Annotated in this window: 11 protein-coding genes; 3 read left to right on the top strand and 8 right to left on the bottom strand. The window is 72.3% G+C overall.

Annotated elements, in window-relative coordinates:
• Nucleotides 1–60 precede the first annotated feature (60 nt).
• Both OG933_RS41550 and OG933_RS41545 read right to left on the bottom strand, forming a co-directional pair.
• The gene (locus OG933_RS41550) at nucleotides 61–963 is read right to left on the bottom strand and encodes a hypothetical protein (RefSeq protein ID WP_405632394.1); all 903 of its coding nucleotides are present in this window, start codon (nucleotides 961–963) and stop codon (nucleotides 61–63) included.
• On the bottom strand, nucleotides 960–1,313 hold the full coding sequence (locus OG933_RS41545) for a hypothetical protein (RefSeq protein WP_362533760.1): 354 nt from the start codon (nucleotides 1,311–1,313) through the stop codon (nucleotides 960–962). The genes OG933_RS41550 and OG933_RS41545 overlap by 4 nt, the downstream gene beginning before the upstream one ends.
• Nucleotides 1,314–1,449: 136 nt before the next feature.
• Here OG933_RS41545 and OG933_RS41540 point away from each other — a divergent pair, with 136 nt between their 5' ends.
• Both OG933_RS41540 and OG933_RS41535 read left to right on the top strand, forming a co-directional pair.
• On the top strand, nucleotides 1,450–4,614 hold the full coding sequence (locus OG933_RS41540) for a CHAT domain-containing protein (RefSeq protein ID WP_405632392.1): 3,165 nt from the start codon (nucleotides 1,450–1,452) through the stop codon (nucleotides 4,612–4,614).
• A 133-nt stretch (nucleotides 4,615–4,747) separates the two neighbouring features.
• Nucleotides 4,748–5,590, top strand: coding sequence for a phosphotransferase (locus tag OG933_RS41535; protein ID WP_362533754.1), 843 nt, complete (start codon nucleotides 4,748–4,750; stop codon nucleotides 5,588–5,590).
• A gap of 152 nt (nucleotides 5,591–5,742) precedes the next feature.
• Here the strand turns inward: OG933_RS41535 and OG933_RS41530 are convergent, their stop codons facing one another.
• From OG933_RS41530 to OG933_RS41520, 3 genes are read right to left on the bottom strand one after another with little or no spacing between them, the layout of a single operon-like run.
• A complete protein-coding gene (locus tag OG933_RS41530; protein WP_405628548.1) occupies nucleotides 5,743–6,534 on the bottom strand; it encodes an ABC transporter permease in 792 nt (263 codons plus the stop codon).
• The gene (locus OG933_RS41525; RefSeq protein WP_405632389.1) at nucleotides 6,531–7,493 is read right to left on the bottom strand and encodes an ATP-binding cassette domain-containing protein; all 963 of its coding nucleotides are present in this window, start codon (nucleotides 7,491–7,493) and stop codon (nucleotides 6,531–6,533) included. Before OG933_RS41525 ends, OG933_RS41530 begins: the two co-directional genes overlap by 4 nt.
• Before the next feature lie 12 nt (nucleotides 7,494–7,505).
• Entirely contained in the window at nucleotides 7,506–8,171 is a 666-nt protein-coding gene (locus tag OG933_RS41520) for a DUF4097 family beta strand repeat-containing protein (RefSeq protein ID WP_405632387.1), read from the bottom strand.
• A gap of 222 nt (nucleotides 8,172–8,393) precedes the next feature.
• Between OG933_RS41520 and OG933_RS41515 the strand changes: the two genes are divergently transcribed.
• On the top strand, nucleotides 8,394–9,110 hold the full coding sequence (locus tag OG933_RS41515) for a helix-turn-helix domain-containing protein (protein ID WP_362526691.1): 717 nt from the start codon (nucleotides 8,394–8,396) through the stop codon (nucleotides 9,108–9,110).
• A gap of 18 nt (nucleotides 9,111–9,128) precedes the next feature.
• On the opposite strand, the gene OG933_RS41510 is transcribed toward OG933_RS41515, so the two are convergent.
• The 3 genes from OG933_RS41510 to OG933_RS41500 all read right to left on the bottom strand — a co-directional run bounded on the left by OG933_RS41510 (nucleotide 9,129) and on the right by OG933_RS41500 (nucleotide 14,361).
• Nucleotides 9,129–11,318 carry a S9 family peptidase gene (locus tag OG933_RS41510; RefSeq protein ID WP_405632384.1) on the bottom strand — a complete coding sequence of 730 codons (2,190 nt, stop codon included), beginning with the start codon at nucleotides 11,316–11,318 and terminating at the stop codon, nucleotides 9,129–9,131.
• Complete coding sequence (locus tag OG933_RS41505) at nucleotides 11,291–13,075, bottom strand: N-acetylglutaminylglutamine amidotransferase (RefSeq protein ID WP_362526686.1); 1,785 nt, start codon at nucleotides 13,073–13,075, stop codon at nucleotides 11,291–11,293. The genes OG933_RS41510 and OG933_RS41505 overlap by 28 nt, the downstream gene beginning before the upstream one ends.
• Nucleotides 13,076–13,173: 98 nt before the next feature.
• Entirely contained in the window at nucleotides 13,174–14,361 is a 1,188-nt protein-coding gene (locus OG933_RS41500) for a glutamate--cysteine ligase (protein WP_362526684.1), read from the bottom strand.
• Between the last annotated feature and the right edge of the window lie 110 nt (nucleotides 14,362–14,471).

Raw genomic sequence — 14,471 nt, 5'->3', positions numbered from 1 at the left:
CCGACAAACTCGGCCCTCCGCGCCGCGTCACACCGACGGCACCGGTCCGCGCCGGGGCGACTACGCCCCCTTTCGGAACAGTCGGCCGAGCGCCCGCCCGGTGCCGTCCTCCCAGGTCGCCCCCTCCCCCAGTACCCCGGCCGCCACCGCCAGTTCCCGGCGGCGCAGGTCCACGACGGACTCCACGAGATCGGCGTACTCGGTGATCGCGGTCCGCCCGTCCCACCATGCCGACGCCCCCACCACGAGACCCACCACAGCCGCGGGCCACCACACGAGTGCCACCAGCAGATAGCCGCACGCCCAGGCGGCCTGGACCACCTTCGCGTCGAACAGGCCCCGGGCTGCGACGACTTCGCCGCGCTCCGCATCCGTCAGCACCAGCCACAGCCGGGGCCACGCCGACACCAGATCGATGCCGTACTCGTGGTGCACCCGGGTCTCTACCGCGGCGACCCGGTCACCCATGTGGGTCGGGCGGGACGGCCTGGCGAGCGCGATGGCGTTCCGTGCCTCGGCCCACCGCGCCAGCTCGCGTTCCTCCTGCGGGGTCCGGCCGTCCTCCCCGATGTTGCGCAGCGCGACGAACTCCCGGTGCGCCCGCTCCCATTCGGCCTCCCTGGCTGCGATGCGGTGAGCCTCCAGCCGGCGGGCCCAGCCGGGCCAGTGGCCGGTCCAGCAGGCCTCCACCAGCGGGGCGGCGGCGCGTACCGCCAGCCCGGCGGCGAGCGAGGCGAGGGCCACACCCGCCGCGGCACCGATCTGGGAGATGACCGGGGCGGCCCCGAGCGCGGCCGCCCACCGGTCGAGGCCGGCCAGCACCACCCGGGCGTCCAACGCGTCGGCCTGCCCCGCCAGTACGGCGACCGCCACGGTCGCGATGTACAGCAGACCGGGCAGTGCCAGCCGCGACATCCAGCTGTCGAGGAGGCGTTTGCCCAGCTCGCCCAGGAGTCCGTTCACGGGCGGTCGTCCGGTTCGAGGGGCCGGTCGTGCACCTTGCAACGGGGAATACGGCCGCCCGGCATCCGCTCTTCCGCCCGGGCGCACAGGCCTGCCGGGCAGACGTACATGTCCGTGCGACCGCGACCGCCTCGAAGGCCCGGGACACCGGCCCCGGGGCCGCGGTGTTCGCCGTCGTCCGGCGAGATCCCGAGCCGGGAGAGCAGCGGGCCGACCCGCTGCCCTTCCCGCACGGCCGCGAGCACGGCGTCCAACTCGGCGGCCGGGCCCGGTTCCTGGCCCATCGCTCTGCGCAACCGGGTCAGTCCGGCACAGAAGTCGGCGAGGTCGGGGTCGGTTTCGGGCAGCACTGGGCGAGGCCTCCCGGCAGGTCGTCAGGCACAGGTCGTCGAGGTGTCGTGCTCCGTCATGATAATTACGGACAGTGGAGTCCCCGTCACGAACAGTCCCGAACAGCCCCGAACAGGGCAGCCGAAAGGATGAGTTGTGGTCCAGGAGCATCTGGTCACCGCGCTGGAAAGGCGCGTCAGGCGCTATCGGCTGCTCCGGAATCCGACGGTGCTGCTGTGCGCGGAGGCGGCGCACGAGTCCTGGAATCTGCTGGAGGCCCTTCACTCGCCGCCCGGTGGCCCGCTCTCGCCGGGGGAGGTCGACGGTGGGCACGAGCTGACGCTTCGCGGGTGGGAGGTGCTGGGTCGGTGCGGTTGGTACCAGTACCGGATCGGCACCGGTCGTCCCGAGGAGGACCAGCGTCTCCTTCGCCTGGCCGAGGTCGCCTTCGGGACGGTGCACCGAGTGAAGCCCCGTGCTGTTCCCGTGCGGCTGCGCAGAGTGCTCGCCCGCAGGGAGCGGGCAGCGCGGCGGACCATGGCCGCTTTCGTGGCGGAGGTCGGACGGCTGGAGGACGCGTTGCCGTCGCTGGACGGGAACCTCGGCGGTCTGCGGCCGTTCCGTGAGCGCTTCGAGGCGTTGCTGGCCGAACTGCCCGACGCGCATCCGCGGGGCCTGGAGATCATCGTCGGGGTCGGCCGTCTGCGCATCGTGGAGGCGGTGGCCGCCGAGGATGTGGGCGAGGTGCGCCGTGCGGTGGGCCGGCTGCGGGACTCCGTGGCGCGGCGGTTGGCGGACAGCTCCGTCGCGGGCCTCTCCGCGGAGGTCATGGCGCTGCTGATCGAGAGCGACCACGGACATCTCCAGCTCGTGGGCACCTATCTGACCTGGTGTTACGAACGGGAGGGGGACATGGCCGAGTTGGACGACGCGATCGCGACACTGAACCGCGCCATGGAGCACGCCAAGACCCTCCCTGAAGGCTTCGGACACCTCCTCGACGCCGCGCAGAGGTGTCTGATCCCCGCCCTGAAGCTGCGGGCCGAGGGGGTCGGGGATGTCGCGGCGGCGGAATCCATGGTGTTGCTGGCCCGGCTGTGCCGGAGCAGGGCTCCCGCGGGCGGCGCGCAGTGGTCGGAGCGCAGCGTCGCGCTCGCCGGTGCGCTCCAGCTCCAGCACAGCCTCACCGGCGAGAGCGGTCCGGCCGCCGAGGCGATCGACCTGCACCGTCGGGCGGTCCGTACGGCCGCACCCGGCGCCCTCTCCTCCTGCCTCCAGGGGCTCGCCATGTCGCTGTCGCAGCGCTACGACCGGGAGTTGCGCGCCGAGGATCTCGCGGAGGCCGTCGACGTGCAGCGTCGCGCCCTCGACCTCGCGGAGGGTGCGCTGATGCGCCGCGAGAAGTCGGCCAACCTGGCCCGTCTCCTGATGATCCGGCACCGGGCGGTGGGCCTGCCGGAAGCACGGGACGAGGCCGCAGGCATCCTGCGCTCCGTCCTGTCCTGCCCCGACGACGCGATCACCGATCGGATCGGCCTCCTGCGTCTGCTCGGCGACGCCCTGCGCACGGTGGCGCACGACGGGCACGACCGGGCGGCGCTGGACGAGGCGGAGGAGGCCTGGCGCACCGCCCTGGAACTGCGTACGGGCACGCCCGCCCTCAGGGCCAGGCTCGCCGTCGGACTCGCCCGCTGTCTGCGCAGCAGGCACGAACTGTTCGGCGACGGCGCCGCGTTGGACGAGGCCATCGCCCTCCTCGCCGACGCGGCGGACGCACCGCTGTCCGGGTCCGAGGAGCTCAGGACGGTCCGTTTCCAGGCCGAGACCGCCGAGGCCGCGGGGTACTGGGGCGAGGCGGCGGCGTCCTACGGGCGCGCCGTCAACCTGCTGCCCCGGCTCCTCTCCCCCTACCGCCCGCTCGCGGATCAACGTCAAGTGCTTAGTGGGCAGGGAGACTTGGTGGAGGCGGCGGTGGCCGCCACCCTGGAGGCGGGGCGTCCGGGCGATGCGCTGCTGATCCTGGAGCGCGGACGCGGCCTGCTCGCGGCCCACCGGCTGAGCCACCCGGAGGACCGGGCGAGACTGCGCACCGGCGATCCCGGACTGGACGGTGAACTGCTCCGGCTGACCGCCCTGCTCGATGACGCCGATCCGGCGCGGCGCCGGGCCGCGGACGCCCACTGGGATGCCGCAATGCGCCGGATCAGGGCGCTCCCCGGCTTCGAGGGGTTCCTCCACGAGACCGGTGCGCAGGACCTGCGCCCGGTGGCCGGACCGGGGCCGATCATCTCGGTCAACGTCACACCGCGACGCTCGGACGCCCTGATCCTCACCGCGGGCGGCGTACGGACCTTGCGGCTGCCCGGCCTCACCGGCCACGAACTGGCGGCCCGGACGGCGAAGTTCCCCGTGGACGTGGCCGCGGCGGAGACCGGCTCACCCGCCGAACGGTTCACGGCGCAGGCAGGGGTACGCGCCACACTCGGCTGGCTCTGGGACGTCCTGGCCGCTCCCGTCCTGGACTGCCTCGGCCTCACGACCACGTTGTCCGACGACGCGGACCACGGGACGGCCGACACCGTATGGCCCCGCGTGTGGTGGGCCCTCACCGGACCGCTGGCCACGCTCCCCGTGCACGCGGCGGGCGATCACGAGCGTGCGGTGAGCGTCCTGGACCGCGCGGTCTCCTCGTACGTCCCGAGCATCCGCGCCCTCCGCCATGCCCGCACCAGACCCTCCGTATCCCCTGACCGAAGGCGCGGCTTGGTGGTGGAGGTCTCCGAGGCCCCCGGCTACGGAAGCCTGACCCGGACGCGCGAGGAACGCGCCCACTTCGCCCGCCGGGTGCGATCGACGGACCTGTTGTCCGGCGCAGACGCCACCTTCGACGCGGTGGCGCGGAAACTGCCGGACGCCCACTGGGCGCACTTCGCCTGCCACGGCACCGCCGACCCCCGCAACCCGTCCACCAGCCACCTGCTCCTGCACGACCGCCCGCTCCTGGTCTCCGACATCTTCCGGATGCGTCTGGAGCATGCCGAACTCGCCTATCTCTCGGCCTGCTCGACGGCCGCGTCGGGCTCCGCGGCACACAACGAGACGTTGGACATCGCCTCCTCGCTGATGGTGGCGGGCTTCCCGCACGTCATCGCGACCCGGTGGCCGGTCGGCGACCACCGGGCGGCCGATGTGGCGGCGCAGTTCTACGCCCACCTGGACGACACGCCCGCCCTGGCCCTGCACCGCACGATCCGCACGATGCGGGACGCGGCCCCGAGGCTCCCCACGAAGTGGGCCGCGTACGTGCACACCGGCATCTGACGGCCGTCCCGCAGGCCCAGCGGGCGCACAGGTGCCCGAAGCGGCAAGGCCGGGTGGGGAGTTGACCTGCGCGGCCCGATGGGCCCGGTCGGCCCGGTCTGCCGGGACGAAGCCTGGCGGTAGCGTGATCGGCATGACCGCTGAGAGCGAGGCGACAGACGGCGAAGCGCTGCCAGGCGGCATGGTGAACGCGGGGGCGGTCTTCCGTCGCGGTGCGCTGGTGGAACGCCCGGCACCGCGCACCGCGCGCGCCCTCCACGCGCACCTGATCGCGCTCGCGGAGCACGGCTTCGACGCGGCTCCGACCCCGGTCCGGCTCACTGCGGACGGACGTGAACAGCTGACCTACATCCCCGGCGATGTCGCCCTTCCGCCGTTTCCTCGCTGGGTGATGACGGAGACCGCGCTGAGGTCGGTGGGCGGTCTGCTGCGGCGACTGCACGAGGCCGGCGCGGCCATCGCGGTCGACGCTCGCGCGAAGTGGCCGCGGGCGCTGGCCGACCCGGAGGGAGGAACGATGCTGTGCCACAACGATGTGTGCCTGGAAAATGTCGTCTTCCGGGACGGCAGTGCCACGGCTCTGATCGATTTCGATCTGGCGGCCCCGGGCCGACCGGTGTGGGACGTCGCCATGACCGCCCGTTACTGGGTGCCGATGCTCGACCCCGCGTCCGCGGCGGCCCTCTACCCCGCCGGGCTGGATACCCTGACGCGACTGCGGATCCTCGCCGACGGTTACGGCCTCTCCCCGCGGGAGCGCGCCGAACTGCCCGGAGTCGTCGAGCAGGCCACCGCTTCCTGCCGGGCCTTCGTCGCCGACCGCGTGGCTGCCGGTGATCCCCTCTACACCCAGGCGCTGTCGGAGCGTGGCGGTTGGCATCGTTGGAACCGTATTCAGGAGTGGCTCGTGACGCACCGCGAGGCGTTCACGGCCGCTCTGCTGGACCGACCAGCCCCGGGACGTCACTCCGAGTAGACACCGGCCCCAGGTCTGGGCCTTGCCATCCGTGGAACTTCACCTGCCACGGCCTGTCCCATCAAACAGGGCGGCGTGCGCCGACGCGGTGTCGGAGTACGCCGCCCTCGGGCGGAGCAAGGGGCGGGAGGCGGCCCGCGTTGTCACGACGGCTACTTCGGGTCGCGGTCGAACAGTGACTTGGACCAGAAGTAGCCGAGGGCGGTGAGTCCGAGGCACCAGGCGACGGCGAGCCATGCGTTGTGGCCGATCTCGCTGCCGAGGAGGAGTCCGCGGAGGGTTTCGATGGCCGGGGTGAACGGCTGGTACTCGGCGATGGGCTGGAACCAGCCCGGCATCGCGTCGACCGGGACGAAGGCGCTGGAGATGAGCGGCAGGAAGATCAGCGGCATGGCGTTGTTGCTGGCCGCTTCGGCGTTGGGGCTGGACAGGCCCATGCCGACGGCGATCCAGGTGAGGGCGGTGGCGAAGAGGACGAGCAGGGCGAAGGCCGCCAGCCATTCCAGGGGGGTGGCGTCGGTGGACCGGAAGCCGATGGCGACTCCGACGGCTGCGGCGAGGGTGACGCTCATGACGCATTGGATCACGCTGCCGACGACGTGTCCGAAGAGCACGGATCCGCGGTGGATCGCCAGGGTGCGGAAGCGGGCGATGATGCCCTCGGTCATGTCCATGGAGACGGAGACCGCGGTGCCGATCGTGGTGGAGCCGATGGTCATCAGCAGCAGGCCCGGTACGAGGTAGGCGATGTATGCGGAGCGGTCGGCGCCGTCGCCGCCGATGCCCGCGCTCATCGCGTCGCCGAAGACGTAGACGAAGAGCAGCAGCAGCATGACGGGCGTGAGCAGCAGGTTCAGTGTCATCGACGGGTAGCGCCGGGCGTGCAGGAGGTTGCGGCGCAGCATGGTGGTGGAGTCGCGTACGGCGAGGGTGAGGGAGCTCATCGGGCGTTCTCCTTGGGCTGGCCGGGGACGGTGGTGGAGGCGGTGAGGGCGAAGAAGACGTCGTCGAGGTCGGGGGTGTGCACGGTCAGTTCGTCGGCCTCGATGCCGGCCGTGTCGAGGCGGTCGAGGATCGAGCGCAGCTCGCGCTGGCTGCCGTCGCTGGGGATCTGCAGGGCGAGCGCCTCGTCGTCGCGGGTGGCCTCGCGCAGCGTGGAGGCGGCGTCCTGGTAGGCGGCCGGGTCGGCGAAGCGGAGCCGGACGTGTCCGCCGGGGACGAGCCGCTTGAGTTCTTCGGCGCTGCCCTCGGCGGCGATCCTGCCGTCGTTGAGCACGGCGATGCGGTCGGCGAGTTCGTCGGCCTCTTCCAGGTACTGGGTGGTGAGGAAGACGGTGACGCCGTCGGAGACCAGTTCGCGGATGATCTGCCACATGTTGTGCCGGGAGCGTGGGTCCAGGCCGGTGGTCGGCTCGTCGAGGAAGATGATCCGCGGGCTGCCGACGAGGGTCATGGCGATGTCGAGGCGGCGCTTCATGCCGCCGGAGTAGGTCGAGGCGGGCTTCTTCGCGGCCTCGACCAGGTCGAAGCGCTCCAGCAGGGCGGCGGCGACCCGCCGCCCCTCCGCCCTGGACAGGTGGTGCAGGTCCGCCATGAGGAGCATGTTCTCCTCACCGGTGATCAGCCCGTCCACCGCGGAGAACTGCCCGGTGACACCGATCGCGGCACGCACCGCCCGCGGATCGGCCGCGAGGTCGTGGCCACCGACGCGGATCTCGCCGGATCCGTGGTCGGGGGAGATGAGGGTCGAGAGGATCTTGACGGCGGTGGTCTTGCCGGCGCCGTTCGGGCCGAGCAGGGAGAAGACCGTTCCTTCGGGGACGGTCAGGTCGATGCCGTCGAGGACGGTCTTGTCGCCGTAGGACTTGCGCAGCCCGTTCGCCGCGATGGCCGGGTCGGTCATGACGCATGCTCCTCAGAGGCTGCGGGCGACGATGTCGCCGTAGGCGGTGGTCGCGTGGATGTTCAGGCCGGCGACGCCGTCGGTGTTCTTGAGCGCGTTGTCGACCCGGCCGTAGCCGGTGCCGGCGTCCAGGGAGGCGGAGACTCCGCGGGCGGCGCCGACCGACACCTCGCCGGCGTCGGTGCGCAGCACGACCGTGCCGCGCACGGCCTCGGTGATCCGGATGTCGCCCTTCTTGGTGCTGATCTCGGCAGGGCCCTTGAGACGGCCGACCGCGACGTCACCGGCGAGCAGGGTGAGGCGGGCGCTCGCGGCCTCGTCGAGCTTGATCGCGCCGTGCGATCCCTCGATGACGACGTCGCCGAGCCGTCCGACGCCTCGGAACTCGGCGCTGGCCGCCTTCGCCTCGACCCAGGAATCGGCGGGCAGTTGGATGGTCACCTCGATGGCTCCGGAGTTGCCGAGGATCCGGTTCTGCGCCGAGGCCTCGATCCGCAGGACGCCGCCGCCGTATTCGACCCGGGCCTGCTCCGCGGCCTTCACGTCGCGGCTGTTCGAGGCGTCAGCGGGCAGGACCTCGACGGTGGTGTCGGCCCGGTCGGCGGCGATGAACCGGATGCGCCCCGCGGGGATGTCGAGGACGGCGGCGATCGGGGCGGGGGTCTCGAACTTGTGCATCGTGCTCTCCTTCGGTCCGTTGTTTCTGACACCGGAAAAGCTACGTTGCATTCACTGATCCATCAACGTCTTCGTTGCACTACATCAACATACTTGCAGTTCAGAGCCCATAAATCGTTGCAATGGTTTGGAATTCAATGCAACGACAGCATGTCCGTTCGTTGCAATGGATGGGGAGTGAACGCTATGCTGGCGACACCACGGCGCACGAAGGAGATCGCAATGCCGGGAGGCAGACTCACCCAGCAGGAACGCCAGCAGATCTCGCTGGGTCTGGCCGACGGCCTCGCCTACGCGGAGATCGCCAGACGTCTCGATCGTCCGACCTCGACGATCACGCGTGAGGTGATGCGCAACGGCGGCCCCACCGCCTACCGCGCCGACCTGGCCCACCACGCGACCGAACGCCGCACCCACCGGCGCAGGCAGGCCGCTCCCCGGGGAGCGGCGCCCGCGCCGGCCCACGGACGGGACGCCGAGGCCGTGCGCGAGTACGAGGAGATGTTCACCACCCTCCTCATGGGACAGGGCCTGCCCAAGATGATGTCCCGGGTGCTGACCTGCCTCTACACCACCGACGCGGGCAGCCTCACCGCGTCCGAGCTCGTCCAGCGCCTGGAGGTCAGCCCGGCGTCCGTGTCCAAGGCGGTCGCGTTCCTCGAGAGCCAGGGCCTCATCGGCCGGGAACGGGGCGAAGGCCGCCGCGAGCGCTACCTCGTCGACGACGACGTCTTCTATCAGTCGACGATCGCCAGTGCCCGGTCCAGCGCCCTGCTCGCCGAGGCCGCTCGGCAGGGCGTCGGGGTCCTCGGCTCCGACACCCCGGCCGCCGCCCGCCTCGAGAACATCGCCCGCTTCGTCGACTTCGTCGCCGAGGGCATAACCCGCGCCGCGGAGCAGGCCCGCGAGGTCCTCCACACGAAAGCCAAGGCACCCTAGGGCTGCCGACCGGGCGGTTCAACCGGTCAGGTGGCGTTCCAGCCAGTCCGCGGCGGCTCGGCGGAACAGTCGGCGGTTGTCCGCGCGCAGGAAGTCGTGCCCCTCGTCCCTCAGGGTGAGCAGCTCGGCCGGGATGCCGCGGTCGCGCGCCGCCCGTACGAACTGCTCGGACTCCCCCGGCGGCACGTTGGTGTCGTGTTCGCCGTGGACGGCGAGCAGGGGGACGCGCAGCGCGTCGATGCGGGTCATCGGCGAGAGCTCCCGCAGCAGTTCGCGGTCGCGCTCGGGGTGGCCGTACTTGTGGGCAGCCGACTCGGCGAGCCAGGGTTCCGTACCGGCGAAGAAGGTCGCGAGGTCCGACATACCGCAGACGGCGACGCCGGTGCGGAACAGATCCGGGTGCCGTACGAGGGAGGCGAACGTCAGGTAACCGCCGTACGAGCGCCCCATGACCGCCAGTCGGGTCGGGTCGGCGGGGCCCGCGGGCACCGCGTGGGCCGCGCAGTCCGCGACGTCGTCCAGCGCGGCGAAGCGTCCGGCGCCCAGGTCGGCGTCGACGAACGATCTGCCGTGCCCCGAGGAGCCTCGGACGTCGGGAGCGAAGACGTCCAGCCCACGCCCGGTCAACTCGTGGTAGAGCGGGCTGAAGACCGGGCGTTCGTGCTCTTCCGGACCGCCGTGCAGGTGGATCACGCAGGGCGCCGGGTCACCCGGCGCCCGGCCCGGCGCCCGGTAGTACCAGCCGCTCAGGGGCAGCCCGTCCCGCGCCGTGAGCCGCAGGAGGACGGGGCGTACGGGCCGGCGGTCCGGCGCGGTGGCGTCCTCGTCACGGGAGGACCAGGGTGTACGCATCAGGGAAACGCCCTCGGCGGCCCACCACACCCCGGGGCGGCGCTGGGAACCGGACAGCGCGGGCAGCAGTCCCCGCGGGCCGGCCCTCTCGACGCGGGTGACGACCTCGTGCGGCAGCGGGACGGTCGTCGTGGCCAGCGGGCCGTAGGGGGCCCGCCGCGTCGGGAGGGGTTCGACGAGTTCGAGCCGGCTCTCGCCCCGTTCGTTCCAGGACAGTGCGGCGGTGCGGCCGTCGTGCGAGAACGCCAGGAGGTCGAGGTCGCTGTCCTGCCGTTCCGCCATGACGGACGTGCCGTGCGGCAGGCCGTCGGTGCCGAGGGCGACGGCGAGAAGTGCCGCGTACTCGCGTTCGGCGTCGCTGCGCAGCCACAGCGTCCGCCGGTCGGGTGAGAACCGTCCGATCCACGGATCTCCGTCGGCGACCGGCACGGTGCACGTGGTGGCCGAGTCGGCCGTGCGCCGGACGACGGCCTCGCGCCGTCCTCGCGGCCCCCGGCGCAGCAGCACGAGACCGCCGTCGCGGCTGATGTCGCACACCCGCAGGGTGGCGGCGTGCGTCTCCGTGGCGAGGAGGACGGGGGACGCCAGACCGTCGGGGTCGATCAGGTAGGCCGACAGCCCTCCGTCGGGACGGACCGACGGTACCGGGGGCTCGGGGGCGTCGGCCGCCGTGACGGTCTGCCCCGTTCCCGGTGCGGTGTCGTACGGAGTTCCGCCCAGGAGTGTCGCCCGGCCGTCCCTGTCGGCCCAGTTGGCCGGCAGGGCGGCGTCGGCACGGGCCGGTCCCGCCCCGTTCTGCGGCGTGCCGGCGCCCGGCGCGGCGAGCGTGACGGCGACGGCCGAGCCGTCGTGCGCCCAGCAGCCCAGGTGGGCGGTATGGCCCGGGTCGGCCCCGGCCAGCACGCGGCGGCCGGTGCCGTCGGGTCGTACGCACAGCACCCGGGTGTGCTCGCCACCGCCCGGTGCGGTGGTGTAGGCGATCCAGCGGCCGTCCGGTGACCAGGACACCTCCTTGACCGGGTCCGGCAAGGAGTCGAGGAGGTGCACCTCGCCCCCGGCGAGGGGCCCGGCCCACAGCTGGGGGACGCCGCCCCGGTCGCAGATGAAGGCCGCCTCGGAGCCGTCGGGGTTGGCGGAGGGATACCAGCAGCCGTGAGAGCGCAGCCGGGTCACGGCGTCCCGCGGACCGCTCGCCTCGGGCAGGGGGACCGGCGCCGGGGCCGGGGCGGCCGCGAAGGCGGTGCCACTCGCGTCCGCCACCCGCGTGTCGGGGGGCGGCGGGGCGACCGGGTCGCCGGCCAGGGCCGCCGCCGCGCTCAGCCCGCCACTCACGTGATGCCGTGCGTCTGCAGCCATATCTCCAGCAACGCTATCTGCCACAGGGCGTTCGCTCCCCGTTTGGTGCGGTGCTCGTCGGGCGCCTCGAGGAGCTGGGACACGTAGGACTCCTGGAAGAGGCCGCGCCGCCTCGCCTCGGGTGCCTCGAGCGCTTCGCGTACCCGCTTCAGGACGGGGCCCGCCATGTGCCTGATCGCCGGGACCGGGAAGTAGCCCTTGGGTCGGTCGACGATGTCCCGCGGCAGCAGCTGACGGCCGGCTGCCTTCAGCACGCCCTTGCCGCCGTCGGCCAGCTTGAGTTCCGGCGGGCAGGCCGCGGCCAGCTCGACCAGTTCGTGGTCGAGGAACGGCACTCGGGCCTCCAGCCCCCAGGCCATGGTCATGTTGTCGACCCGCTTGACCGGGTCGTCGACGAGCATCACGTGCGTGTCCAGACGCAGGGCCGCGTCCAGGGCCGTCTCGGCTCCGGGGACCGCCATGTGGTCCCGCACGAAACGGCCCGAGACGTCGTCGCCGGGCAGCATGCCGGGTTCCAGGATCCGGGTGAGGTCGGCGTGCGGCCGGTCGAAGTACGTGTCGGCGTACCGCTCGGCCGCGTCCGCGCGGGCGGCCTCGGCGAGCCGCGGGTACCAGTGGTAACCGGCGAGCACCTCGTCGGCGCCCTGTCCGCTCTGCACGACCTTCACCTCCTTGGAAACCTGCTCGGACAGCAGATAGAAGGCGACCACGTCGTGGCTGGTCATCGGCTCGCTCATCGCCGCGACGGCACCGTCCAGGGCCGTCGACACCCGGTCGGAGGGCACCATCAGCCGACGGTGGTCGGTGCCGAACTCCCTGGCCACCAGGTCCGAGTACCGGAACTCGTCGCCCTCCTCCCCGCCCTCCGACTCGAACCCCACGCTGAACGTCATCAGGTCCCGCTGCCCCGCCTGTGCCAGCAGCGCGACGATCAGGCTGGAGTCCAGGCCGCCGGAGAGCAGGACGCCGACCTGGACGTCGGAGACCATCCGTCGGCGTACGGCCGTACGCAGCGCCTCCAGCATCGCGTCGCGCCAGTCGTGCGCGCCCATCGCCGCGTACTCGGCCCGGCGCGTGTACGACGGCTGCCAGTAGCGGTGGTCGTGATGGGTGCCGTCCGGTTCGACGATCCGCACGGTGGCCGGCGGGAGCTTGCGCACACCGCCGAGGACGGTACGCGGGGCGGCGACCGTGGCGTGCCAGCTCAGGTACTGGTGGACGGCGACCGGATCGAGTGAGGTGTCCACACCGCCGGCGGCGAGAAGGGCGGGCAGGGAGGACGCGAACCGCAGCCGTCCCGGCGTCCGTGCCAGGTACAGGGGCTTGATCCCCAGCCGGTCGCGCCCCAGCACCACGCGTCCGGACCGGTGCTCGACGAGGGCGAAGGCGAACATGCCGTAGAAGCGCTCCACGCAGGCGGTGCCCCACTGCCGGTAGGCCTTCAGCACCACCTCGGTGTCGGATGTCGTCGTGAACCGGTGGCCCAGGCTCCGCAGCTCTTCGCGCAGCTCCCGGTAGTTGTACACACAGCCGTTGAAGACTCCGGTGAGCCCGGCGCGGGAGTCGGTCATCGGCTGCGCCGCGAGGTCCGACAGGTCGATGATCTTCAGTCGCCGATGTCCCAGGGCCACCGCGCCTCTCGTCCAGACTCCCCGGCCGTCGGGACCACGGGCGGCGAGCCGCTCGCTCATGCGCTCGACGGCCGCGAGATCGGGTCGGTGACCGTCGAAGCGGATCTCCCCGCTCAGACCGCACATGATGTGCCGCCTCCGTTTCGTTCGGCGTGGGCCGACCGCCGGTACATGGGTACCGGACGGTCGGCGCAGGGGAATGGTTCGTCCGTGACCATGGCGACTCACCTGCGGGTCAGCGGTCGCGCGAACGGTTGGGCGGGGTCCGTCACACCGGTGGCCTGCGCAGGGTTCCCGCGGTGGGTGGCCGCCGCCCTGCCGGGGGTGCGTTCGCCACGGGTCTCGGCGATCAGCATGTCGACACAGGCCAGCAGATCCTCTTCCTCCACGACATGGCGCATGCGGCGCGCCGCACTGCCGGCGGCGAGGGCCTCCTCCGCCAACGAGCGGACGGTCTCCCAGTCGCCGTCCGCCTCCAGGGCGGGGCGCAGCCTGGTGAGCAGCGTGCGCACGACCTCCCCGGCGGGTGCCTCCTGGTGGGTCCCGGGATCCACCAGGCCGCCTTCGAGCCCGGACCGGGCCGCCCGCCAGGAGGCGCCGCGCAGCCACTCGTGCCGGCCGTCGCAGCCGGGGGCACCGCCCGTCCCGAGCCGCTCGCGGGCCTCGGTGACCAGGGCGCGGAACAGTCCGGCGACGAGCACGACGGTCTCCGCGCGGGGACAGGAATCACAGATGCGCAGTTCCAGCGTCTGGAGGTGCGCGGAGGGGCGTACGTCGTAATAGATCATCCCCGGGTCGCTGATGATCCCGGACCCGACGAGGTCGCGCACCGTGGCGTCGTACTCGTCCGCGCTCGCGAAGCAGCCGACCGGGCCCGCGGTGGGCCAGCGCTGCCAGAGCATGGTGCGCCAGCTCGCGTACCCGGTGTCGGCCCCCTGCCAGAACGGCGAACTGGCGGAGAGCGCGAGCAGCACGGGCAGCCAGCCGGAGACCGCGCACATCACCCGCACCGCCGTGTCGCGGTCGGGAACGTCCACATGGACCTGGGCACCGCAGATGAGCTGCTCGTCGGCGACCGTGCGGTAGTCCTCGACCATGCGGCGATAGCGCGCTCCGGCGGTGGGGTGCGCGGCTGCCGCCGGAGCGAGTGGCGCCGCGCCTGCGGCCACCGCCGCGAGGCCCAGCGAAGAGGCGGCCGCGTCGAGCTGCCGTCTCGTCGCGGCGAGGTCGGCGTACAGATCGTCGAGGGACGTGTGCACCTCGCTGTTCGACTCCACGGTGGACTGGTGCAGCTCGGTGGTGAAGGTACGCCTCGGGAGGCGTCGCAGGAGCGAATTGGCGCGCGGCACGAGCAGCCCGCTCTCCACCTCCAGGACGTGGAACTCCTCCTCCACTCCGATACGAACGCTCACGGTCACTCCTCGGGGTGATGCGAAGCGGCTGTTCGCCGCAGGCGAAGGGTCCCTCACCGGCGCGCATTGCGGCAGGTGAGGGGCTCCGAGTCACCAGATCGCCGATTTAT

This window comes from Streptomyces sp. NBC_00016 (genome assembly GCF_045040885.1).
GTDB lineage: Bacteria > Actinomycetota > Actinomycetes > Streptomycetales > Streptomycetaceae > Streptomyces > Streptomyces coriariae.
This window is presented reverse-complemented; position numbering and strand designations above follow the sequence as displayed.

What these genes read in the sequence shown, in the direction of transcription:
- OG933_RS41535 (WP_362533754.1), top strand. Translation starts at nt 4,748, where the DNA reads ATGACCGCTGAGAGCGAGGCGACAGACGGCGAAGCGCTGCCAGGCGGC.
- OG933_RS41530 (WP_405628548.1), bottom strand. Translation starts at nt 6,534, where the DNA reads ATGAGCTCCCTCACCCTCGCCGTACGCGACTCCACCACCATGCTGCGC.
- OG933_RS41525 (WP_405632389.1), bottom strand. Translation starts at nt 7,493, where the DNA reads ATGACCGACCCGGCCATCGCGGCGAACGGGCTGCGCAAGTCCTACGGC.
- OG933_RS41520 (WP_405632387.1), bottom strand. Translation starts at nt 8,171, where the DNA reads ATGCACAAGTTCGAGACCCCCGCCCCGATCGCCGCCGTCCTCGACATC.
- OG933_RS41515 (WP_362526691.1), top strand. Translation starts at nt 8,394, where the DNA reads ATGCCGGGAGGCAGACTCACCCAGCAGGAACGCCAGCAGATCTCGCTG.
- OG933_RS41510 (WP_405632384.1), bottom strand. Translation starts at nt 11,318, where the DNA reads ATGGCTGCAGACGCACGGCATCACGTGAGTGGCGGGCTGAGCGCGGCG.
- OG933_RS41505 (WP_362526686.1), bottom strand. Translation starts at nt 13,075, where the DNA reads ATGTGCGGTCTGAGCGGGGAGATCCGCTTCGACGGTCACCGACCCGAT.